20 protein-coding genes are annotated in these 23,500 nt (G+C 39.5%); 13 read left to right on the top strand and 7 right to left on the bottom strand.

What is annotated here, in order from left to right; all coding sequences use genetic code 11:
- Window positions 1-26 precede the first annotated feature (26 nt).
- Window positions 27-497, bottom strand: a complete 471-nt coding sequence (locus DYI81_RS03180; RefSeq protein ID WP_106984769.1) for a phasin family protein — start codon at window positions 495-497, stop codon at window positions 27-29.
- A gap of 190 nt (window positions 498-687) precedes the next feature.
- On the opposite strand from DYI81_RS03180, the gene DYI81_RS03175 reads away from it, so the two are divergent.
- The 8 genes from DYI81_RS03175 to fdx all read left to right on the top strand — a co-directional run bounded on the left by DYI81_RS03175 (window position 688) and on the right by fdx (window position 6,862).
- Window positions 688-1,335, top strand: a complete 648-nt coding sequence (locus DYI81_RS03175; protein ID WP_117006684.1) for a hypothetical protein — start codon at window positions 688-690, stop codon at window positions 1,333-1,335.
- Between the two features lie 113 nt (window positions 1,336-1,448).
- Window positions 1,449-1,922, top strand: a complete 474-nt coding sequence (locus DYI81_RS03170; protein ID WP_106984839.1) for an Rrf2 family transcriptional regulator — start codon at window positions 1,449-1,451, stop codon at window positions 1,920-1,922.
- Window position 1,923: 1 nt separating this feature from the next.
- Window positions 1,924-3,141, top strand: coding sequence for an IscS subfamily cysteine desulfurase (locus DYI81_RS03165; RefSeq protein WP_106984771.1), 1,218 nt, complete (start codon window positions 1,924-1,926; stop codon window positions 3,139-3,141).
- A gap of 106 nt (window positions 3,142-3,247) precedes the next feature.
- Window positions 3,248-3,634, top strand: a complete 387-nt coding sequence (gene iscU / locus DYI81_RS03160; RefSeq protein WP_005010233.1) for a Fe-S cluster assembly scaffold IscU — start codon at window positions 3,248-3,250, stop codon at window positions 3,632-3,634.
- A gap of 37 nt (window positions 3,635-3,671) precedes the next feature.
- On the top strand, window positions 3,672-3,992 hold the full coding sequence (gene iscA, locus DYI81_RS03155; RefSeq protein ID WP_106984772.1) for an iron-sulfur cluster assembly protein IscA: 321 nt from the start codon (window positions 3,672-3,674) through the stop codon (window positions 3,990-3,992).
- A gap of 105 nt (window positions 3,993-4,097) precedes the next feature.
- Window positions 4,098-4,613, top strand: coding sequence for a Fe-S protein assembly co-chaperone HscB (gene hscB / locus DYI81_RS03150; RefSeq protein ID WP_117006683.1), 516 nt, complete (start codon window positions 4,098-4,100; stop codon window positions 4,611-4,613).
- A 34-nt stretch (window positions 4,614-4,647) separates the two neighbouring features.
- Window positions 4,648-6,507: a Fe-S protein assembly chaperone HscA gene (hscA, locus tag DYI81_RS03145; RefSeq protein ID WP_106984774.1), complete on the top strand. Its 1,860-nt coding sequence runs from the start codon at window positions 4,648-4,650 to the stop codon at window positions 6,505-6,507.
- A gap of 16 nt (window positions 6,508-6,523) precedes the next feature.
- A complete protein-coding gene (fdx, locus tag DYI81_RS03140) occupies window positions 6,524-6,862 on the top strand; it encodes an ISC system 2Fe-2S type ferredoxin (RefSeq protein ID WP_106984775.1) in 339 nt (112 codons plus the stop codon).
- Window positions 6,863-6,988: 126 nt separating this feature from the next.
- Here the strand turns inward: fdx and DYI81_RS03135 are convergent, their stop codons facing one another.
- From DYI81_RS03135 to aspA, 5 genes are all read right to left on the bottom strand, one after another.
- Window positions 6,989-8,386: an adenylate/guanylate cyclase domain-containing protein gene (locus DYI81_RS03135; RefSeq protein WP_117006759.1), complete on the bottom strand. Its 1,398-nt coding sequence runs from the start codon at window positions 8,384-8,386 to the stop codon at window positions 6,989-6,991.
- Window positions 8,387-8,507: 121 nt separating this feature from the next.
- Complete coding sequence (locus DYI81_RS03130; protein ID WP_106984776.1) at window positions 8,508-8,942, bottom strand: HIT family protein; 435 nt, start codon at window positions 8,940-8,942, stop codon at window positions 8,508-8,510.
- Window positions 8,943-9,175: 233 nt separating this feature from the next.
- Window positions 9,176-12,637, bottom strand: a complete 3,462-nt coding sequence (mfd, locus tag DYI81_RS03125) for a transcription-repair coupling factor (RefSeq protein WP_117006682.1) — start codon at window positions 12,635-12,637, stop codon at window positions 9,176-9,178.
- A gap of 119 nt (window positions 12,638-12,756) precedes the next feature.
- Complete coding sequence (locus tag DYI81_RS03120) at window positions 12,757-13,128, bottom strand: hypothetical protein (protein WP_106984778.1); 372 nt, start codon at window positions 13,126-13,128, stop codon at window positions 12,757-12,759.
- Between the two features lie 330 nt (window positions 13,129-13,458).
- Window positions 13,459-14,901 (bottom strand): aspartate ammonia-lyase, encoded by a 1,443-nt coding sequence (gene aspA, locus DYI81_RS03115; RefSeq protein ID WP_106984779.1) that lies wholly within the window; start codon window positions 14,899-14,901, stop codon window positions 13,459-13,461.
- A 459-nt stretch (window positions 14,902-15,360) separates the two neighbouring features.
- On the opposite strand from aspA, the gene putP reads away from it, so the two are divergent.
- Entirely contained in the window at window positions 15,361-16,875 is a 1,515-nt protein-coding gene (gene putP, locus DYI81_RS03110; protein WP_117006681.1) for a sodium/proline symporter PutP, read from the top strand.
- A gap of 57 nt (window positions 16,876-16,932) precedes the next feature.
- On the opposite strand, the gene DYI81_RS03105 is transcribed toward putP, so the two are convergent.
- Window positions 16,933-17,427 carry a winged helix-turn-helix transcriptional regulator gene (locus DYI81_RS03105; protein WP_106984781.1) on the bottom strand — a complete coding sequence of 165 codons (495 nt, stop codon included), beginning with the start codon at window positions 17,425-17,427 and terminating at the stop codon, window positions 16,933-16,935.
- Window positions 17,428-17,549: 122 nt separating this feature from the next.
- Between DYI81_RS03105 and putA the strand changes: the two genes are divergently transcribed.
- The 4 genes from putA (at window position 17,550) to DYI81_RS03085 (ending at window position 23,466) form a co-directional block, all read left to right on the top strand.
- A complete protein-coding gene (putA, locus tag DYI81_RS03100) occupies window positions 17,550-21,296 on the top strand; it encodes a trifunctional transcriptional regulator/proline dehydrogenase/L-glutamate gamma-semialdehyde dehydrogenase (RefSeq protein ID WP_117006680.1) in 3,747 nt (1,248 codons plus the stop codon).
- Window positions 21,297-21,476: 180 nt separating this feature from the next.
- Window positions 21,477-22,562, top strand: a complete 1,086-nt coding sequence (gene trmA, locus DYI81_RS03095; RefSeq protein WP_117006679.1) for a tRNA (uridine(54)-C5)-methyltransferase TrmA — start codon at window positions 21,477-21,479, stop codon at window positions 22,560-22,562.
- Between the two features lie 241 nt (window positions 22,563-22,803).
- On the top strand, window positions 22,804-23,028 hold the full coding sequence (locus DYI81_RS03090) for a hypothetical protein (protein WP_117006678.1): 225 nt from the start codon (window positions 22,804-22,806) through the stop codon (window positions 23,026-23,028).
- A gap of 189 nt (window positions 23,029-23,217) precedes the next feature.
- Window positions 23,218-23,466 (top strand): hypothetical protein, encoded by a 249-nt coding sequence (locus DYI81_RS03085; RefSeq protein ID WP_147316026.1) that lies wholly within the window; start codon window positions 23,218-23,220, stop codon window positions 23,464-23,466.
- Window positions 23,467-23,500 lie beyond the last annotated feature (34 nt).

Raw genomic sequence — 23,500 nt, 5'->3', positions numbered from 1 at the left:
ATAAATAAATAATGTGGATCGTACTCTTATTTTTTCTTTAATTGATCTTTTATTTGAGCCTGCTCTTCTGCCAAAGCATCAACTTTTGCATGTAATTGTAAAAGAAGCTTTTCTAAATGCTGTAAATCCTTTGGAGTAATTAAGCCGAGTCGGTTTAAAGAGTGATTAACGCTATTGTCGAGCAGTTTTTCAACTTTATCTTTTGTATCTGTTACGGACTCTTTGGCTTTCTCTGAAACTTTCTCTACGGTTTGGTCAGCAATTTCAGTGGTTTTAGATTCTAGCTCTTCCCCCACCTTGACTAAAGAGTCAAATAACTTATTTCCCTCTTCCTCAGCACGTGAAAAAGCACCTAAACCAGCGAGCCAAATTTGCTTGGTATACTTACGAAAATCGAGTACTGATTTACGGCTAGAATGCCTCGTTCGCTTAGTCTCAACACTATTTTGCTCAGCTTGCTCGTCGTGCTTTTCTTCTTCTATATTTATTTGATCCATCTATCAGGACGCTCCTAGCTATTTTATATGCAATTGTATACAGCAAATTGCAATTTCATACCATATTAACAAACTTAGTACTTGATAGATTTGCTAAACTGTTCTACAAAGCAACTTAATTCACGTGTTTTTGTTACACCTGAAAGATTTAACAAGCAGGATGCTTTCTTCAGGTAAGGATTGATTATTTATGAGTGATGCGCAACAGAGAAAAGATCAAACTCATCTGCTCCTCACAATGACTCTAATTGTTTTAGAAACAGTTTTCTCTTTTATTTTAAAACATGACCGCGTTGTGGCACTTCAAGCTAAAAAGTTTATAGACCAAAAAATTGCGATTAAAATCAACAGTTACATTCCTTACTTTGATTTTTATGTGCAATTTTCAGACCATGGTATTTTGTTTGATGAAAAAGCACCTGAAAAAGCTGTTGATCTTGATGTCCGCACCACCCTCATGGATTTAATCAAAATTTTTATTTTTGGTAATCGTCGTAGCATTAAAGGGATGCGCATTGATGGCGATATCGTATTAAAAGACGAATTTCGTGATTTGCTTTCATTATTTAGCCTACCAAAACTACTTTCAGATTGGAAACACTGGCTTTCTGAAGCACCAAATGACCAAGATATTACTGCGTCTAAAAAGCGTATCGCACCGCTTTTAGAAAAAATTGATCAACAACGATCTAAAATCAACACATTACAAGTTGAAGTAAAACAATATAAAAATCGAATTAAACGTATTGAGCGTCGTCAAAAGCGGATTAATTTAATCTTTACAATCATTACTGTTCTATTAATCGTGTTACTAGTGTATAATGTTTGGCCTGCTTAACTGCATAATTTTGCAGTAAAAATAAAACCATTCAACTGTACTTAAAAAAACTTGACTATTTTAGTCAGGATTCTTAAAATCTACACATCTAGTCTAAACATGTGTATCGAATCATGCGCTTAACAACTCGCGGTCGTTACGCAGTGACTGCTCTACTTGATCTAGCTTTGCAGCCAACTGAACAAACGATCACTCTTGCAGAAATTGCGGCTCGCCAGACAATTTCAGTTGCATATTTAGAGCAGCTATTTGCGAAATTAAAACGCCACGGCTTAGTTTCTAGTATTCGCGGTGCAAACGGCGGTTATCACCTAGCTCGTAGTGCTGAAGAAATCACAGTTTTAGAAATCATTGAAGCTGTAAACGAAACTGTTGATGCAACACGTTGTGACCATAAAGGCAACTGTCAAAATGGTGCAATGTGCTTAACTCACGACTTATGGCAAGAACTCTCCCACCACATTGCCGATTATCTCGCAAAAATCACACTTGCAGACCTTGTAGCTCGTGACAACGTACAAACCGTTGCCATTCGCCAAAATTCTTCAAACTTTGATTCAGCTCTTCTATCGGTTACAGGTATTTGACATGAAACGTCCTATTTATCTTGATTATGCAGCAACAACTCCTGTAGACCCTCAAGTTGCTGAACGTATGATGGAGTGCCTAACATTTGATGGCACTTTCGGTAATGCTGCTTCTCGCTCGCACGCTTACGGCTGGCAAGCAGAAGAAAAAGTTGAATACGCACGTGAACAAGTTGCAAATCTTGTTAAAGCTGATCCACGTGAAATCGTATGGACTTCTGGTGCAACTGAGTCTGACAACCTTGCACTTAAAGGTGTTGCTCAATTCTATGCATCTAAAGGCAAACATATCATTACCTCTAAAATTGAACATAAAGCAATTTTAGATACATGCCGTGAGCTTGAAGAAGAAGGCTTTGAAATCACTTACCTTGAACCAGAAGCAAAAACAGGTCTAATTACACCTGAAATGGTTCAAGCCGCACTTCGCCCAGATACAATTCTTGTTTCACTTATGATGGTAAACAACGAAATTGGTACTGTGACTGACGTTGCTGCAATTGGTGAATTAACTCGCGCAAATAAAACTTACTTCCACGTTGATGCTGCTCAAGCAGCAGGTAAAGTCGAAATTGATCTTTCAACTTTAAAAGTGGACTTGATGAGTTTCTCTGCGCACAAAATTTATGGCCCTAAAGGTATTGGTGCTTTATTTGTACGTCGTTCACCACGTGTACGCGTAAAAGCACAAATGCATGGTGGCGGTCATGAACGTGGTATGCGTTCTGGTACTCTAGCGACTCACCAAATCGTGGGTATGGGTGAAGCATTTGAACTTGCTGGCAAAAACTTGCAAGCAGAACAAACTCGCCTACGCGTACTTCGTGACAAGCTTTGGAATGGCTTACAAGGTTTAGAACAAGTGTTCTTAAACGGTCATCCAGAACACAACGTAGCAAACTATCTAAACGTAAGCTTCAACTTTGTTGAAGGTGAATCGTTAATGATGTCATTGAAAGACGCAGCTGTATCTTCTGGTTCAGCATGTACTTCAGCAACATTAGAACCTTCATACGTTCTACGTGCTTTAGGTCTTTCAGACGAATTAGCACACAGCTCTATCCGCTTCAGCTTTGGTAAATACACAACTGAAGAAGATATTGATCACGTGTTACAAGTAACTATCGCTGCTGTTGAGAAATTGCGTGAGCTTTCTCCACTTTGGGATATGTACAAAGAAGGTATCGACCTTTCTACTGTTGAATGGGCTGAACACTGATTCACCCTCGTGAGATAGCTTTTAATTAAAGGCTATCTCATTGATTAATGTTATTTCACCCCCATATTAAATCTTAAAGGCTGACCCCGAGGTTTGGAGAAGCATCATGGCTTATAGCGAAAAAGTAATTGATCATTACGAAAACCCTCGTAATGTTGGTGTTTTAGACAAAAACGCTGAAAATGTTGGTACTGGCATGGTTGGTGCTCCAGCATGTGGCGACGTTATGCGTCTACAAATTCAAGTTGATGATAACGGCGTGATTGAAGAAGCACGTTTCAAAACTTATGGTTGTGGTTCTGCAATTGCATCTAGCTCTTTAGTAACTGAATGGCTAAAAGGCAAAACCTTAGATGAAGCTCAAGCGATCAAAAACATCGACATCGCAACTGAACTTGCACTACCACCAGTAAAAGTACACTGTTCTGTACTTGCTGAAGATGCCATTAAAGCTGCTGTAGAAGACTACCGTAGCAAAAAAACAAAAGCTTAATTTTCTAAGTTTTTGAAATAGATATCACGGAGTTTTCATGATCCACTTAACTGAAAATGCGGCTGCTCATATTAGCAATTACCTAAAAAATCGTGGTAAAGGTGAAGGCATTCGCGTTGGCGTGAAAACTTCAGGCTGTTCAGGTTTGGCTTATGTTCTTGAGTTTGTTGATGAAACAAATGAACATGACCAAGTCTTTGAACAGTTTGGCGTTAAAGTTTTTACAGACCCAAAAAGCCTAGTTTATCTCGAAGGTTTAGAGATGGATTATGTTAAAAATGGCCTGAATGAAGGCTTCGAATTTAACAACCCAAATAAAAAAGGTGAATGTGGTTGCGGTGAATCTTTCACTGTTTAATCTTAGCTTTATGCCTTCTTTATGCATTAAAACAGTGTAAAATCACTGTTTTAATTGCATTTAATGCAACATTTTTTTGCACATCAATCGCGGAATACATCTCCCATGAATCATTTTGAGCTGTTCAATCTGCCCGCAGCACTCGATATCGATTTAGCAGCTTTAAAAGCGCAATTCCTGAGTTTGCAGCAACAATTCCATCCAGACAAAGCCGAAGATAAAGACCAAGCATTGATTCAATCTAGTGAAATCAACCAAGCTTATAAAGTCTTATCTCAAGTAGATAGTCGCGCAGCGTATTTACTCAGCCTAAAAAAACAAGACTATCATCTTGATCAATCCATCAGTGATTTTGAGTTTTTACAAGATGCAATGGAAATTCGTGAGCAACTGGACAATGCGCAAGGCTCAGAAGATCTAAAATCTTTACGTGTTGAAGTACAACAATGGATGGATGGTTTAGTTCGCGAATTCAAAATTGACTACGCCGATGAAGATTGGGGCGAAGCTCGCGATACTGTTCGTAAGTTGCGCTTTTTCCAAAAAGTCATGGCTGATATCGAAAGAGCTGATGATCGCTTCTTAGATGATGACAGTTTTGATTTAGATGATGATTTTTAATTTTTTTATATTTAACGTTCAAAGGATGTAACACATGGCTCTCTTGCAAATTGCAGAACCTGGTCAATCAAGTGCACCGCATGAACACCGTATTGCAATTGGTATTGATTTAGGCACAACGCATTCTCTCGTTGCCTCTGTACTTTCAGGTAAAGCAAAAGTGCTACAAGACGAACACAGTCGCGTGTTACTTCCGTCTATTGTTCACTATGCTACAGATTCAACAGTTTATGGTGATGACGCCAAAGCATACTTAACGACAGATCCTAAAAATACGATTGTCTCTGTAAAACGCTTTATGGGGCGTTCAAAAGCGGATATTAAATTTCAACACCCTTATGCATTGGTGGGTGAAGACAATCAAATGCCTGCATTTGAAACAGCACAAGGTCGTAAAACCCCTGTTGAAATTTCGGCAGAAATTTTAAAACAACTTAAAGACCGTGCTGAAGCAAGTTTACAAAATCCAATTAATGGCGCAGTAATTACTGTTCCAGCTTATTTTGATGAAGCACAACGTCAAGCAACACGTGATGCAGCACAACTTGCAGGCCTCAATGTATTACGCTTACTTAACGAACCCACAGCAGCCGCTGTCGCTTATGGCCTAGATCAAGAATCAAACCTTGCGCAAGACCAAAACTATGTCATTTATGACTTAGGTGGTGGTACGTTCGACGTTTCAATTTTACGTTTTTCTCAAGGTGTATTTGAAGTACTTGCAACAGGTGGTCACACAGCCCTTGGTGGTGATGACTTAGACCGCTTGATTGTTAAATGGGCAAAAAAACAGCTAAATATTGATACACTTGATGATGCAGAATACGCACATTTTGTTGTTGCAGCACGCAAAGCAAAAGAAGCACTCACTGACGCACCATCAGCAGAACTGCAATTACTCGAACAAAAACTTCTACTTGACCGTGCTAACTTTGAAAGCATCATTCAAGTTGCGCTCGATAAAACGATGAGTGTTTGTAAACGCGTATTACGCGATGCCAAACTAGAACTTGACGATATTCACAGTGTGGTATTGGTGGGTGGTTCAACTCGTTCATACGCTGTACAAGATGCCGTACGTAATCTGTTCCAAAAAGAACCGCTATGTACCATCAACCCAGATGAAGTTGTAGCAATTGGTGCATCGATTACTGCCAATCAGTTGATTGGTAACACCAAAGATGGCTCTTTACTATTAGATGTAACCCCTCTTTCACTTGGTCTAGAAACCATGGGTGGTTTGGTAGAACGTTTAATTTCTCGTAATACTGCCATTCCTGTTGCACGTCGCCAAGAATTTACGACCTATCAAGATGGCCAAACCGCCATGTTGATTCATGTATTACAAGGTGAACGTGATTTGGTCGAGCATTGCCGTAGCTTAGGGCGCTTTGTGCTTCGTGGTATTCCACCAATGACTGCAGGTCAAGCACGCATTGAAGTGACTTTCCAAGTGGATGCAGATGGCCTACTCACGGTTTCTGCCAAAGAAACTACATCGGGTGTACACGCTCAAATTGATATCAAGCCATCTTATGGTTTATCCGATACAGATACAGAGCGTCTACTTCTTGATGGTTTCAAGTTTGCTGAAGAAGATAAGCATCTGCGCCATTTGCATGAAACTAAGATTGAAGCACAACGCGAATTAGAAGCACTTACTCAAGCACTTAAAGTAGATCAACAGCTGTTAGCTACTCCTGACTTAGATGCGCTCCTACTCGCAAAACAAGCATTAGAAACACAACTTGAATCAAATGAGATTCAAGCTATTGAACACGCCGTAGAACAGCTTAAAATACATAGTGATGCCTTTGCGGCTGCACGTATGAATCAACATATTGATACTGCGCTTAAAGGTACAAAGCTCGACGACTGGTCAAACTCAAATTAATTTACAGGTTAAGACTATGCCACGTATTAAAGTATTGCCTCATGCAACAATTTGCCCAAATGGCGCTGAGTTTGAAGTTGAGTCAAATGCAAACCTATGCCAAAGCCTTTTAGACAATGGCATTAAAATTGAACATGCTTGCGATATGTCTAAAGCATGTACAACTTGCCATGTTGTTGTTCGTAAAGGCTTTGATGGGCTTGAAGAAATGGATGACATTGAAGCTGACTTGCTCGACCGCGCTTGGGGCTTAGAGCCAGATTCACGCCTATCTTGCCAAGTTAAAATTGAAAATGATGATTTGGAAGTTGAAATTCCGAAATACACCATTAACCACGCATCTGAAAATCACTAAGTTATCGATAACTTAGTCACTTCAGAATCGCATAAAAAAGACCGCAAAAGCGGTCTTTTTTAGTTTAAGAATCTACTTATTTATTGTGTGATTTCAGACGAAATGAGCTCAGTGAACTCACACCTTTCAACTATGGGTTTCTATTTTTTCAATCACTTCGTCTTCAAGATTGAGTTTCACAATCCCTTCTGAGTTTGTCATTTTTTGTTGTGTTTGAATTCGCTTAATCATTTTTTCAAGTACATGAATGAGCTCAGGATACTCAAAATTTTGTACTTCATCTAAATTTAACAGTAAATGGAAGCCTTTATATTCATAATCAAACCAGCGTTGATAATCCACTTTCTGCGAAGTATAACGCTCCATCACCTGCCATGTCCGTACCGGACCTTGAATCCCTTTCAAGTAAATTGGCGCTTTAGGTGCACAGAGATAATCATTTTTAATCAGCTTATGCGTATCGTCAGAAATTAAAATTTCATCGACTTCTGCTGCACTTTGTAAACGCGCCGCTAAGTTTGCATCACGCCCGACAATCGTATAAGCCATACGATGTGCTGCACCATAGTTCCCTACGTGGCAATAACCTGTAGAAATACCCATGCGGATATGCAACGGCGGATAACCCATTTTGATCCAGCGTTCACGAAGCAATTTCATTTGCTGACGCATAACCATCGCCATTTCCAAACATACTTTGGCATCTTGCTCCACACCTTGACTGTGTGGATCACCAAAGAAGATGAGAATTGCATCACCCATGAACTTATCGACAGTTGCTTCATATTGCTTCGCAATTTCAGTCATGTGACTTAAATAATCGTTGAGCAAGAAGGCTAAATCATCTGGGATCAGTGTTTCTGATAGTTCAGTAAAGCCTTGAATATCCGAAAAGAAAATGGTCATTTTCTTACGCTTATATTCAATTTTAGCTTCAGACTCGCCTTTCATAATCGATTGCCACAGTTGTACTGGCGCATAACGACTGAGCTGATTCGCAAACTCCATATAGCGGTTCATCTGATCATAATAATGATTCTTTTTGTTGGCCATATATTGAACTTGGGACATTTGGTAATAACTTCCCACGCCAAAATAAGTAATCAAACATAAGAAACCAACGACCGTCAGTTCACTACTGGTGTTGTCAAAGTACTCGTGAAAATCAAATATAAAGATGGTGCATAAATAGAAAACTGAAATCCCAATCAGACTGGCCAAAGACACCATCAAAAAGGAAATTTTGTTATTTATTGCTGTATATAGTAGTGCAAAAAGCGCTAAAAATGACAGCACCAAATTAAGATGTACTGCCGATAACATCACCGAAATAATAATAATATCGATGATAAAAAGCACATTCCGCTTAACTTTATTGTTAAAACGATAAATCAACCAATGCGAAAATTTTGGCGTAATTAAAAGTACAACAAGTAAGAAAAACGGAATGTAAATTTGATAATGCGTATCGGGTTGAGTGTAATGATAGACAATGGTCACCAATGACAGCATCAAGTATCCCATCAAGCGATGTAGATACTCGAACTGTCTTGGTTCTTTATTAATCCATTCGTCTAACAATGCCACTCAGTTACTCCTTGCGGACATAGATAGCCACATTTTCCTTAATTTAGAAATGTGGTGTTCAATCCATACGCCAATCAAATGGCATATCACCTTGACCACGCAATGCCAACATTAGGGTTTGACGCATGTGAGCAAGTACTTCATTGCTGTAAGGTACAGCTGGTGTGCCCCAAACTGGTTTAGGCCATGCCACATCATTTTGGTAACGTACAACATGATGGAAATGTAGTTGTGGAACCATATTACCTAATGCGGCCACGTTCATTTTATCTGCGCGAAATACGCGAGATAACTGGCTAGACAACCAGCTTGATTCTCGTAGGAATTGTTCCTGGTCTGCTTGGCTCAGCTCATATAATTCTGTGATGCCTGGAACACGCGGTATAAGAATTAACCACGGAAATTGCATATCATTCATCAAACGACATGTTGACAGTGGAAAGTCGCCTACATAAAACGTATCTTGAGCAAGTTGTGGATGTAAACTAAACATATCTTTATAAATGATGCAAAAATTAGAATGATGGCTAATACTATCACATCCTATTGGGTGTGAAAATTATAGGCTATGTGTTTCAGTACAAATAACTTTGATTTGCTTTGAAGCAAGTCACATTTTTAACTTTAATAAATTTCTCCAAAAAATCAAGTATTTCTTTGTACATACAAATATCATACTCGCATTTTTTGAAGAATATTCATATAAATATTTTAATGTATCTGTGATCAATTTAGCTCTTTCAACAAACTGTCCAGTAAATCGTTTATAAACTGGATGCGCTTTTCAAATTCCTCTAACATCACCATCACTTTTAAGCGTTGCCCACCTTCCATACGGAAGAAAGTCGGATGCTTTTGCATCATTTGAATAATGCTCATCGCTTGTACAGGCGTATCAGGCGCAAACTCAATATGCCCGCCATGTCCACCAATATCAATTTTGGTAATACCTAACTGCTCTGCTTTCAAACGAACTTGATGTACTGCAAATAGTTGCTTGACTGGCTGAGGTGGAAGACCAAAACGATCAATCAACTCCATACGAATATTATCCAGTTTTTCACGAGAGTCGGTGTTACTAATACGCTTATAAAACAATAAGCGCTGATGGACATCACCTAAATATTCATCCGGTATAAGTGCTGGCATGTGTAGGGAAATTTCAGCAGTAAGTGATAACGGTGCATCAAAGTTGGGGGTCTTACCTTTTTGAATGGCTTTGGTCGCTTTTTCTAGCATTTCCATATACAAGCTATAACCTATGGCTTGCATTGAACCACTCTGCTGTTCGCCCAATAATTCACCTGCACCACGGATTTCCAAATCCTCAGTGGCCAGCATAAAGCCCGCACCTAAATTAGCGGCACGACTAATGGCATCTAAACGCTTTTCAGCATCTCCCTTAAGGCCTTTAATCGAAGGCACCATTAAATAAGCATAAGCTTGATGATGCGAACGACCTACACGGCCACGTAATTGGTGTAATTGGGCTAAACCCAGCTTGTCTGCACGTTCAATTAAAATCGTATTGGCATTTGGAACATCAATACCTGTCTCAATAATGGTTGAGCACACTAATACGTTATATTCTTTATGATAGAACTGTTGCATGACCTGCTCCAATTCACGCTCACGCATTTGACCATGTGCAACTGCAACACGCGCTTCAGGAACCAAATTACGAATCGTCTCTGCACAGCGTTCAATCGTATCCACTTCATTATGCAGAAAATACACCTGACCACCGCGTAGCAATTCACGCAAAATCGCTTCTTTAATTGCATCATCTGTATGGTCTTGCACAAAAGTTTTTACCGCTAAACGTCGAGCAGGCGGCGTCGCAATAATAGATAAATCACGCATACCACTAAATGCCATATTCAGCGTTCTAGGAATTGGCGTAGCAGTCAGAGTCAGCATGTCTACATCTGCACGCATTGCTTTGATGCGCTCTTTATCGCGCACCCCAAAACGGTGCTCTTCATCCACAATCATGAGACCCAATTGCTGGAATTGCACATTTTCTTGCAAAATTTTATGCGTACCAATCACAATATCAACTTTGCCTTCGGCTAAGTCTTCTATAGTTTTAGTATGTGTTTTGGATGAACCAAAACGCGACAATACTTCTATTCGCACAGGCCAATCTGCAAAACGGTCTTTGAATGACTCATAATGCTGTTGAGCGAGCAATGTAGTCGGAACTAGTACCGCAACTTGTTTATTATTTTGGACCGCAACAAAAGCTGCCCGCATCGCCACTTCAGTTTTACCAAAACCAACGTCACCACAGACCAATCGATCCATAGGTTTTGCCAGTTGCATGTCGTGTAAGGTTGCCTCAATTGCATTGGCCTGATCGAGTGTTTCTTCATAAGCAAAACCACTGGCAAACTGCATATACATACTGTGATCCAACTCAAATCCAAAACCAGGCTTAGCTTGGCGACGTGCTTGAATATGGAGTAACTCGGCAGCTACATCATGTATTTGCTCTAATGCTTTACGTTTTGCTTTGCTCCACGTATCCGTTCCCAGCTTATGTAATGGCGCCAAATCTGGGTCACCACCACTATAACGGCTGATCAAATGCAAGTTAGTTACGGGCACATACACTTTGGCCGCATCGGCATAATCAAGCTGCAAAAATTCATGGTCTTGATTATCAATACTCAGTGTAACCAGCCCTGCATAACGTCCAACACCATGATCAATATGTACAACAGGCGCACCAATATTCAGCTCAGTTAAGCTACGAATTAAAAACTCTTCAGAAACTTCTTGCTGGCGTTTACGTCGGCGTTGTACAACGCGATGCTCATACAGCTGATTTTCCGAAATCACACTGAGCTTATCTGTCAGCAATAAACCGCGTTCCAAAGGTGCATTGGTTATTGCGACAGCATGCATCGATGTCACAAAATCTTCAAAGCCTTCTACAGTTGGAATATTGCCAAGACTTGGACGTAGCGCATCCTTTAAAGTTTCACGTCGGCCTGCACTTTCTGCCACCAATAAAACAGGATGATTGGCATGGTCAATATAATTTTTAACTTCCGTAAAAGGCTTTTCACGTTTTGGATCTACAGCTAAACGCGGGGGAGCTTCTGCAATAATATTGACCACACCAGCTTTGTCATCAAACACATCTTGCGAAGCAATGACACGACCAAAATGGTTGAGTTGCTCAAACACTTGGTTAGGCGATAAAAAGAGATGCTCTGGCGCTAAAATGGGTTGATCTACATTATGTCGACGATCTTCATAACGACGTTGTACTTCAGTCCAAAATTGGATTAAGCCATCATCCAAATGCGAATCTGTAATGACAATGCCATTCTTTGGTAAGTACGATGTTAGACTAGATTGTGTCTGAATCGCTTCTGCACTAAAAAATAAAGGAAAATAAAACTCAAGCCCTGGTGATGCGATCCCGTCCAACACATCTTGATAGATTGCATTCTTCTTAGGATTAGCCGTTGGAAATTGTTCTGCATAACGATCACGAAATACAGCACGACCTTCTTTTAATGGAAATTCTTTTGCAGGAAGTACAGTAAAGTTTTTTAAAGTTTCTGTGGTGCGCTGAGTTTCTGGATCAAAGAATTTGAGTGTATCGACCTCATCATCAAATAAATCAATACGAATTGGGGAGTTTTGCCCAGACGCATAAATATCCATAATACTGCCACGCACAGCAAACTCACCATGATCATAAACCGTATCGACCAAGTGATAGCCTGCTTGAACTAAGCGTGTTTTTTGTTTTTCTAAGTCAAATTTTTGACCGACTTGAATATCAAAATGTTCGCCTAAAACCCAAGAGCTTGGTGCAACTCGCTGCGCCAAGGTGGATGCTGAAATTAATAGCACCCCAGAATTTGGCATATTGGACAATATTGCTAAACGCTCTGAAACAATATCTTGATGTGGCGACAAGCGATCATAAGGGAGAATTTCCCAATCTGGGAAAATCGTTGGTTTTATGCCATAGAATTCAAGCTCGCTTTCCAACTGCCCCAAATGCTGATTATTACGCGCAACAATAACAAACAGTTGCTTATTATTCTGTTGTGCGATTTCTTTAAAAAGCAGACCCGTCGCAGAGCCCTGCAAATTGCCAATCCAGCGCTTTTCGCCTGCTTTAAGCTGTTTTAAATTAAGTTGAGTAATTTCTTGTTGGAACATGTATATAGCTTTAGCGTCTAAACAACATGGCTGTTATTTTAACACGATGCATTTCAACATGATGTGTTTTATCGCATTGCTTTACATGCCTTTACAACTGAATATAAGTCCGCTTTATCTTAGCGACCCTTTTTATTATGCTCGCGTAAAAAGTTACGATAGTATTCACTAAGTACTCGTATTAATTGTTTAAATTCCTGCAAGTTTTTGGCAGTGTTCCCGAGCTCAGTATTAAAATTCTGACGGGCAATTTCTAAGTCAATTTTTTCATTAATAATCATGCCTGCATTGTAGACGGCCGCCAAATCATTAAATGAACTCACGCGACGATTAGAAAAGTAATTTAATCTTGCTGATAGCACTTCATTCAACACCACGCCCGCAACTATATATCCCTGTGTTTCATCGTATTGTATTTGATGCTGTTCTTTAAAAAGTTGCTCTGCCGTAGGCTCAGAGCTTTTAAACAAGGCAGTGAGTTTATTCAACATATTGGTTTGTCCAAGAATGACATTTTGGATATTCTAAAATGTTTTAGCTATTCGCGTGACCTTATCCTGACAATCTCTTCAGTAAAAGCCGAGAAAATAACCAAATTTTCATTAAACACGTGGCCGAGTACAATTATACTTACCCAATGATGCAGACGCGTATAAAATAAGGATGCAAAAAGCCACCACTTCATACATATTTAAAGTGATGGCCTGATAAATTTTAAACCTCTTTCATAAATCTTTTTTTGATTTTTGAAAGAGCGCTATTCAATAGCTAAAGTGATACCATACATTTTCTATTACTACTATATATAGCATATAGCAGTATTAAGAAACTGCAGCTAAATCAATGAGGCCAGATTCCACTTCGGACACTAAATTGCTAAATGCAAAAATTTCATCCAATTGTGCTTGGCTAAGTAAATTACGCTCCAGTACCACTTGCTGAATGGTTTTATTTTCTGCAATACATTGCTTACCAATTTCATCACATTTAGCATGCCCCAAAATAGGGTCTAATAAAGTAACGATACCCACACTGCGCATGACTGCATCATAACAAGCCTGCTCATTCGCTTGAATCCCTTGAATACACTTCGTATCTAAGGTTTCAATTGCACGGCATAGCAAATCAATCGATTCATTCATAGATACAGCAATCACAGGCTCCATAACATTTAACTGCAACTGACCCGCTTCAGCCGCCATAGTGACAGCCAAATCATTGCCAATGACTTTAAAAGCAATTTGATTCACAACTTCTGGAATCACAGGATTAATTTTTGCAGGCATAATAGACGAGCCGGCTTGTAGCTCAGGCAACCGAATTTCTGCAAGACCTGTACGTGGTCCAGAACTGAGTAGGCGTAAATCATTACAAATTTTTGAAAGCTTAACTGCCAAACGCTTTAATGTACTCGACAATATAATAAATACACCGCAGTCACTGGTTGCTTCAACATAATCTTCTGCCCCAACTAGAGGCAAACCAGTAATCTTTTTAAGCGCTTGCACTGTTTCATGCGCATAGCCTTTAGGCGTATTTACCCCTGTACCAATAGCAGTAGCACCCAAATTAATTTCTAACAATAACTGACGGGTATTATTAATTAACTTCATATCCTCTTTTAATAAAGTCGCAAAAGCACGAAATTCTTGCCCCAAAGTCATTGGAACAGCATCTTGCAATTGTGTACGCCCCATTTTCACCACATATTGGAACTCTTTTGCCTTGGCTTGAATACTCGCAACAATTTGCTGTAACACTGCCAATAATTGTTCTAACTGATAAAAAACAGCCAAACGCAAAGCTGTCGGATAGACATCATTGGTAGATTGCGATTTATTCACATGATCATTCGGGTGGATATGTGCATATTCACCTTTGTTAAAACCACATTTTTCCAAGGCAATGTTTGCAATGACTTCGTTGCAATTCATATTAATTGAAGTGCCTGCGCCACCTTGATAGACATCTAGTGGAAATGACGCGCTCCACTGCGCAGGTTGTTCAATCAATTGATCACATGCGAATTGAATTGCTTCACTCAGCTCATGACTGATTTTGGAAAATTTAAAGTTGGTTTGTGCGGATGCTTTTTTCACTTGCGCCAAAGCACGAATGAAAGGGAGATTTTCACCGACTTTGCTAGAAGAGATCTGGAAGTTTTCCAGCGCTCTTAATGTATGAATACCATAGTAGCTTTCTGCTGAAACTTCTTTTTGTCCCAACAAATCGTGCTCTATTCTTGTTTTAACTACCTGAACCATTGCCACAATAAATACTCTTTATGAAATGCACTAAAAGTGTGCAATTTCCATACTATAAGGATGGCTTAGTTAAACCACAGACGTTTTACTTCATTATGAAACATATTATTACAATTGTTTGTTTTAGGTAATCTATGTAAAGTTATGTAAATTAATTCTCATCCCTCTAAAACCTTTGCCTTTATTTTCAAAAATATAGCCAATTGATAAAAAATCAGCTCACAAAAATCGGCAGATTTAAACCCAAAATAACACGAGTGACGCATCAAAATAAAAAAATTCACCTTTATTCACTTTGTAACCAAAATTACAATAAGTTTCACAAAGTTATAATAAAACTCACCGAAATGTAACAGAGCGTAAATTTTAAATTGTGTTTGAATCAGCACCTCGGTGATATCGAGCAAAAATTCATCTTAGGAAAGATGGTTAATTGAACAGACAAAGGATGGCATAGCTATGAGCCAACTAAACCCTACGCTAATCACGTTTATGTTTTATATCATGGCAATGATTGGCATTGGATTGTATGCATATAAGGCTACAACCAACTTTGACGATTATATTTTAGGTGGACGAAGCCTAGGTAGTGTCGTTACCGCACTTTCAGCTGGTGCTTCAGATATGAGTGGCTGGCTCTTAATGGGTTTACCTGGTGCAATTTACTTATCTGGTTTATCCGAGGCATGGATTGCGATTGGTCTTATTATTGGGGCTTGGCTAAACTGGCTTTTGGTGGCAGGTCGTCTACGCGTACACACCGAAGTTCAGCATAATGCACTCACCCTACCTGATTATTTCACTAGTCGTTTTGGCGATTCAAAAAAAGTACTGCGGATTATTTCAGCCGTTGTTATTTTAATCTTTTTTGCAATTTACTGTGCTTCAGGCATGGTTGCTGGCGCCCGTCTATTTGAAAGCTTATTTGGCTGGAACTACACTACTGCTCTTTGGATTGGTGCTATCGCAACGATTAGTTATGTCTGTATTGGTGGATTTCTTGCCATTAGTTGGACCGATACCTTCCAAGCAGGCCTAATGATTTTTGCATTACTTCTTGCACCAATTATGACTTACATAGCCATTGGTGATAATGCAGCACATGTTGGTGCAATTGTAGAATCTGTGCGTCCACATGCGAATAATTTAATTTCAGATTTAAGTACTGTTGCTATTTTATCTTCTATGGCATGGGGCTTAGGTTACTTTGGCCAACCGCATATTTTAGTACGCTTTATGGCGGCTGACTCAGTAAAATCTATTCCTGCGGCACGTCGCATTGGTATGACATGGATGATTCTTTGCTTAGGTGGTGCAGTCGCAGTAGGCTATATCGGGATTGCTTACTTCCATGCAAATCCTGCGCTGTCCGCAATGGTCACTGCAAACCCTGAAACTATTTTCATGGAATTAACTAAAATCTTGTTTAACCCGTGGGTTGCAGGCGTGATTTTGGCTGCCATTTTAGCTGCCGTAATGAGTACATTAAGTTGCCAACTTTTAGTGTGCTCAAGCACCCTAACAGAAGATATTTATAAAGCCTTCATCCGCAAAAATGCCTCTCAAAATGAATTGGTTTGGGTCGGCCGTCTAATGGTCATTGCCATTGCAATTCTTGCAATTTTACTTGCGCTTAACCCAAATAGTAAGGTTTTAGGCTTAGTCGCTTATGCTTGGGCTGGGTTTGGTGCAGCTTTTGGTCCACTTATTATTTTGTCTTTGTTCTGGCGACGTATGACTATAAACGGTGCAATTGCAGGTATGGTTGTAGGTGCGGTAACGGTAATTGTGTGGAAAAACACGATGGCCGCGACAGGCATTTACGAAATTATTCCAGGATTTATCTTGGCAACTATCAGTATCATTGTATTTAGTTTACTCAGCAAAGCACCATCGAAAGACGTTACCGCTCGTTTCGATCAAGCCAATGATTTGTATGAAAAAGAAATGCAAGAGTTAAAAGCTGGAAAATAAAAACCGATACAAATTTAGGGGCTTCGGCCCCTTTTTTGTTCACTGTAAATTATGAAATTAAGATTTTTTAACAGGTTGTTTGATACTAATTTGGCTGGTTTCTTTAATCACTTCCATCACAGGATAGCTTCGAGTTTCTTTAACTCCTGGAAGTTGCCAAAGCACCTGCCCTGATATTTTTCGAAACTCTTCCATATTGGCACAGCGTATTTTCACTACGAAATCAAAACCACCGCTAATCATGTGGCATTCGACAATTTCTGAATAATGAATCACGGCATCGGAAAACTCTTCCAAAGCATTAGGCGTGGTTTTATCGAGTAAAATTTCTACAAACACCACAAAACTTTTGTTGAGCATGTCCGAATTAAGCTTTGCCTCATAGCCCAAGATATAACCATCTTTGGTGAGCTTTTGCACACGAGCCAAAGCGGCTGTAGGTGAAAGGTTGACTGCTTCAGCCAATTTAATATTTGATATTCGACCATCTTTTTGCAGAATATCCAATATTCTGATGTCTGTACGGTCTAATAGCATAATTGGGTTTGTCATCTGAATAATTCCCTAAAAATGACACCAAATATAGTGAGTTGTGCTGCATATTTTCTGTGATCATAAATTAAATCCAGTCCAATACTCAATTTAATTTTCTATGTCACAGGATGTTGACTAAAATGTTAGACGCAACTTCTCCTATCAGTACTGATCATTCTCAAACTGGTTATATTACTCACTTCACTTCAAAATCGGAATTTGAGCTTGAAATCAACGACGCTTGGCGTCGCTCAGAAAGTGAATGTGTTGAAAATTTATTGGCACATAGCCAAATTGATCAAGAACTTTCAGATCGAATTTATCAACTGGCTTTTGATTTGGCCCATAGTTTACGTGAGCACAAAGGCGAGTCTGGTAAAGCAGGCATTGTACAAGGCTTATTACAAGAGTTTTCCTTATCTTCACAAGAAGGTATTGCACTCATGTGCCTTGCAGAAGCACTTTTGCGTATTCCAGACAAAGCAACACGTGACTTGTTAATTAAAGACAAAATTAACCAAGGTAACTGGAAAGATCACCTTGGGCAAAGTAACTTGATGTTTGTGAACGCTGCTGCTTGGGGGCTCATGCTTACTGGTAAGCTTATGGAAACACCAAAAGCCAATAGCCTCTCAGGTATGCTGACCAGTCTTTTGGCACGTAGTGGCCGTGGCGTCATTCGTAAAGCTGTTGACGTTGCAATGCGCATGATGGGTGAGCAATTTGTTACAGGTGAAACCATTAATGAAGCCTTAAAAAATGCAGAAACACTTGAAGATAAGGGTTTCCGATATTCATACGACATGCTCGGTGAAGCAGCCCTAACCGATCATGATGCAGAACGCTACTATGATGATTACACCAATGCCATTCACGCCATTGGCAAAGCATCAGCAGATAAAAATGTGTATGACGGCCCAGGTATCTCCATTAAGCTTTCAGCATTACACCCACGCTACCAACGTTCGCAAATTGCCCGTGTACAAGATGAACTGTATGCCAAAGTTTTAAACCTTGCTGTATTGGCTAAAGAATACGACATTGGCTTAAATATTGATGCTGAAGAAACAGAGCGTTTAGAAATTTCATTACAAATGCTTGAACGCCTTTGCTTCGAACCAAAGCTGAACAATTGGAAAGGCATTGGTTTTGTGATTCAAGCCTACCAAAAACGCTGTTTCTATGTCGTTGACTATGTCATTGATCTTGCCAAACGTAGCCATAAACGCTTAATGATTCGTTTGGTTAAAGGTGCTTATTGGGACAGCGAAATTAAAAAAGCACAAATTGATGGTATGGATGAATACCCTGTATTTACCCGTAAAGTACATACCGATTTGTCTTATATTGCTTGTGCACGTAAACTTTTGGCAGCTCCTGATCAAATTTACCCACAATTTGCCACCCATAATGCGCAAACTTTAGCAACAATCTACCAATTGGCAGATCCTGCGAAATATTATGTGGGTCAATATGAATTCCAATGCTTACATGGCATGGGTGAACCACTCTACAAACAAGTTGTTGGTGATAAAAAAGACCATAAACTGGGTGTTCCTTGCCGTATTTATGCACCTGTTGGCAACCACGAAACTCTACTCGCGTACCTAGTTCGTCGCCTGTTAGAAAATGGCGCAAATACCTCTTTCGTGAATCGAATTGCAGACAAAACTTTAAAAATTGATGATTTGATTGAAAATCCACGTCAAACCATTGAACACTCAGCGAAACTTGAAGGCCAAGCTGGCTTAAAGCACCCTTCAATTCCTTACCCAATTCATCTGTATGGTACTAAGCGAAACAACTCTACTGGCTTAGACTTAGCCAATGACCGTGATTTATTGGCGCTCGATTTAACAGCCCAAGAACTTAGTAAAGTTGAATGGCAAGCATTACCAATGGGTGAAAACTTACATTCAGAAACTGAAAGCACTGCACTTCCGATCTTAAATCCTGCAAATCATCTAGATTTAGTTGGTCATGTAACAGAAGCCAGCTTAGAACAAGTCGATATTGCACTAAGTTCTGCAACTGCCGCTCAAGATGCTTGGAAAAACTTAGCGAAAAATGAACGCGCGGCATGTTTACAACGTGCAGCCGACAGCATGGAAGCGCAGCTACAGCCATTAATGGTTTTACTGTGCCGTGAAAGTGGTAAAACCTATGCCAATGCCATTGCAGAAGTACGTGAAGCTGTAGATTTCTTGCGTTACTATGCAGCACAAATGGTGAACCTTGAACCTGCAACACAGATTGAACCATTAGGTACAGTCTTGTGTATTAGCCCGTGGAACTTCCCACTGGCAATTTTCAGTGGTCAAATCGCAGCGGCCTTAGTTACAGGTAATACCGTTATAGCAAAACCTGCCGAACAAACCCCATTGATTGCAACACAAGCCGTGCAAATTTTATGGGATGCTGGTGTACCTAAAGCCGTATTACAACTGTTACCTGGCCGCGGTGAAACTGTCGGTGCGAAGTTAAGTGCAGATGCACGAATTAATGGCATCATGTTCACAGGTTCAACAGAAGTCGCACGTATTTTACAAAAAACTGTTGCTCAGCGTTTAAGCCTAACTGGCCAATCCGTTCCGTTAATTGCAGAAACAGGTGGCCAAAATGCCATGATCGTCGATTCATCTGCACTGACCGAACAAGTTGTGTTAGATGTGGTGAATTCTGCTTACGACAGTGCGGGTCAACGCTGTTCTGCACTTCGTGTACTGTGTGTACAAGAAGACAATGCTGAAACTGTGATCACCATGTTAAAAGGTGCAATGAAACAGCTTCAAGTGGGTCAACCTTATCTCTTAAGTACAGATATTGGCCCTGTGATTGATCGTGAAGCAAAAGGTATTATTGATCAGCATATTGCTAATATGCGTACCAAAGGTCATAAAGTTCATCAAATCATGCGTAATAATGACGAGACGGATTTACAGCAAGGCACTTTTGTACCACCTACCCTAATTGAGCTTCCAAATCTCGATGATTTAAAACGCGAAGTTTTTGGTCCTGTATTACACGTTATTACGTACAAATACGGCGAACTTGATCAACTACTCACGCAAATTAATGCTAAAGGTTATGGCCTCACCATGGGCTTACACACTCGTATTGATGAAACGATTCAAACCGTCATTTCACATGCAGAAGTCGGAAACCTTTACATTAACCGTAATATTGTGGGTGCAGTCGTAGGTGTACAACCTTTCGGTGGCGAAGGTCTTTCTGGAACTGGCCCAAAAGCTGGTGGTCCAATTTATGTGTACCGACTAATGCAACAGTGCAGCCAAAAACAGTTGGCAACACCATACGCGGTTGGCTCAGCTGAAAGTTTGCCAAATCAGCAAGAACTGTACGATGCATTTAAACTTTGGGCAGAAAAAACCTTCCCTCAATTTAAACTTCAGACTCCTGCTGCCTTTTGTGTAGGCCATAGTTATGAACTACAAGGTCCTACGGGTGAAAGTAACCAATATGTGGTACTACCTAGACATCGTGTACTAACAATAGCAGCTCAAGAACAGGATCAGATCCAACAGTTACTTGCGCTATTTAAAGTCGGATGCCAACCTGCTGTACTTCCAGATAATACTTTTATATTAAAGTACTTATCTAGTATGCCAAAGGCTGTAGCAAATCGTATTGCCGTTGTTAGAGACATCCAAAATGGACAATTTGATGCGGTGCTACTCCACGGAACAAAGAACGAACTACTAAGCCTACAACAACATATCGCCAACCGTGATGGTGCAATTATTGGTATTACTCGTTTAGAACCGGGTCAATATGACATTCCACTCGAGCGATTTGTCATTGAGCGTGCAATTAGTATTAATACCGCAGCTGCTGGTGGTAATGCGAGCCTCATGACCATGAGTTAACTTATCCACGCTTCCTCAGAGCAAGGATCGCCGAAGTTGTATACGTACAGCTTCGGTTTTTTTATTCAGTTAAATCCTAAAGTAGTGAGTTTCTTACAACATTTTTAGAATAATTTGACTCTTCAAGTTCAAACTTTGTTACCATCCCTGTTTTGAACATACATGTGATTTTTTCTGTATATGACTTCTTCTTATCAGCAACAACTTGATGCAAAAGTTGAGCGTATTTCAGCGCAATTTGCCGAATTTAATCCTCCTTCATTAGAAGTTTTTGACTCGCCTGAGCAAAACTTTCGTATGCGTGCAGAATTCCGTATTTGGCATCGTAAAGAAGGCGGTATGTTCTATGCAATGTTTGAACGTACTGAAGATGACAAGAAAAAAGTTGTAGAGATTAAAGAGTTCCCTATTGCAGATCAAAGCATTAATGACTTAATGCCGAAGTTACTTACTGCATTGGAAGCAGATCCAATGTTATCTGCACGTTTATTCCAAGTCGATTTCCTCGCAACGCTCAGTGGCGAAATGCTGGTATCTTTGCTTTACCATCGTAAGCTTGAGCCAGAATGGGAAGTGGCTGCCAAAGCTTTGGCTAAAGAATTGAACATTCAACTGATTGGCCGTTGCCGTGGTCAAAAGTTTGTTTTAGAAAATGAATTTGTCGTAGAAGAATTACAAGTATTCGATCGCCAATATAAATACAAACAAATTGAAAATAGCTTTACGCAGCCAAATGCCAAGGTTTGTCAAAAAATGTTGGAATGGGCATGTAATGTTGCTCAGCAGTCCGATAAAGACCTACTTGAGCTTTACTGTGGTAATGGTAACTTTACCCTGCCTTTGGCTTCGCGCTTTAACCGCGTATTAGCAACCGAATTAGCAAAATCATCTGTATATGCAGCACAGTGGAATATCGAGCAAAATGGCGTAGACAACATCCAAGTTGCACGTTTATCTGCCGAAGACTTTACACAAGCCTATAATGGCGAACGTGAATTCCGTCGCTTACAAGAAGCCAATATTGATCTTTCAACTTATGACTTCGACACAGTTTTTGTTGATCCACCACGTGCGGGTATTGATGATGAAACATTAAAACTGATTCAACGCTTCGAACGCATTATTTATATTTCATGTAATCTAGACACTTTACATGACAATTTAAAAACTTTGTCAAAAACTCACAAAGTGACAAAATTCGCAATGTTCGATCAATTCCCTTATACGCATCATGTTGAATCTGGTGTTTTGCTCGAAAAGATTTAAACAAATTATTTCATGTCATCAAAACATTACCCAAAGAGCTTAACATTAAGCTCTTTTTTATTACTTAAAAATAAGCAAGTTAAAATATACAAGCCCCCTATACTTTCTTTATTTCGTTCATGTTCATTAGATTAATCGGAAAATCTAGAGTTCAACTGGTGCTTTTATCACTTTGGTAGACTTGTATTATTTTACAGATTGACTATATTTCGTTCTATCGAAGGTCGTTAATGAAGGCTCTATGAGTTTTTGGCAAAAATTGTTCTCAACTGAACAGGAAAACGGGCATAAAAACCAAATTGCTTGCGTTGAAAATGATTGCTCATGCAAATCTAATGAACAACTTCTAGAAGCGCTTGCAAAAGCAACCGATGAAGATGTCATTCTTGGCATAAAGAAAGTTCTAGCTTCTCGTGGCTATAGTCGTAAAGAGCTCAATGAGCTACAACATCTACCATTGTACTAAATTGTAGATTGTACAAAAAGGCATTTCATCCCCATGAAATGCCTTTTTTAATACCTGCATTTTTGGCAACTCAAACTTAAATGCTTGTGCTTTCCTTGCTAAATGACTGCTTTGTTTATCATTTTTTTCATCTTTTTGTTATGATGATGCCTAATAATGAAAAATTCTAATAAATCAGGGATATTTACAATGAAACTCAATCTATTGATGTTACTCGGAAGCCTCAGTTTTATACTGACTGGATGCCAACGACTACCCGAAGAATGCCAAAACTATTGGACTAACATCGAAAAAATATCCAAGCAGATGCAAATGTCTGATCTTCAAATTAAAACACGTAAACAACAGTTTAAAGAGCAAGTCACAGCCATGAATAAACAAGAAGCAATCGAATACTGTAGCCGACAAAGTAGTTTTCTTAATTTAATGAAAGAATAGCCACCAACCTGCAATTCTCAAAGTAAATCTTCGA

Origin of the sequence: Acinetobacter sp. SWAC5 (assembly GCF_003419885.1) — a bacterium.
GTDB lineage: Bacteria > Pseudomonadota > Gammaproteobacteria > Pseudomonadales > Moraxellaceae > Acinetobacter > Acinetobacter cumulans.
The sequence above is the reverse complement of the archived record's forward strand: the minus strand, read 5'-3'. Positions and strand labels throughout refer to the sequence as shown.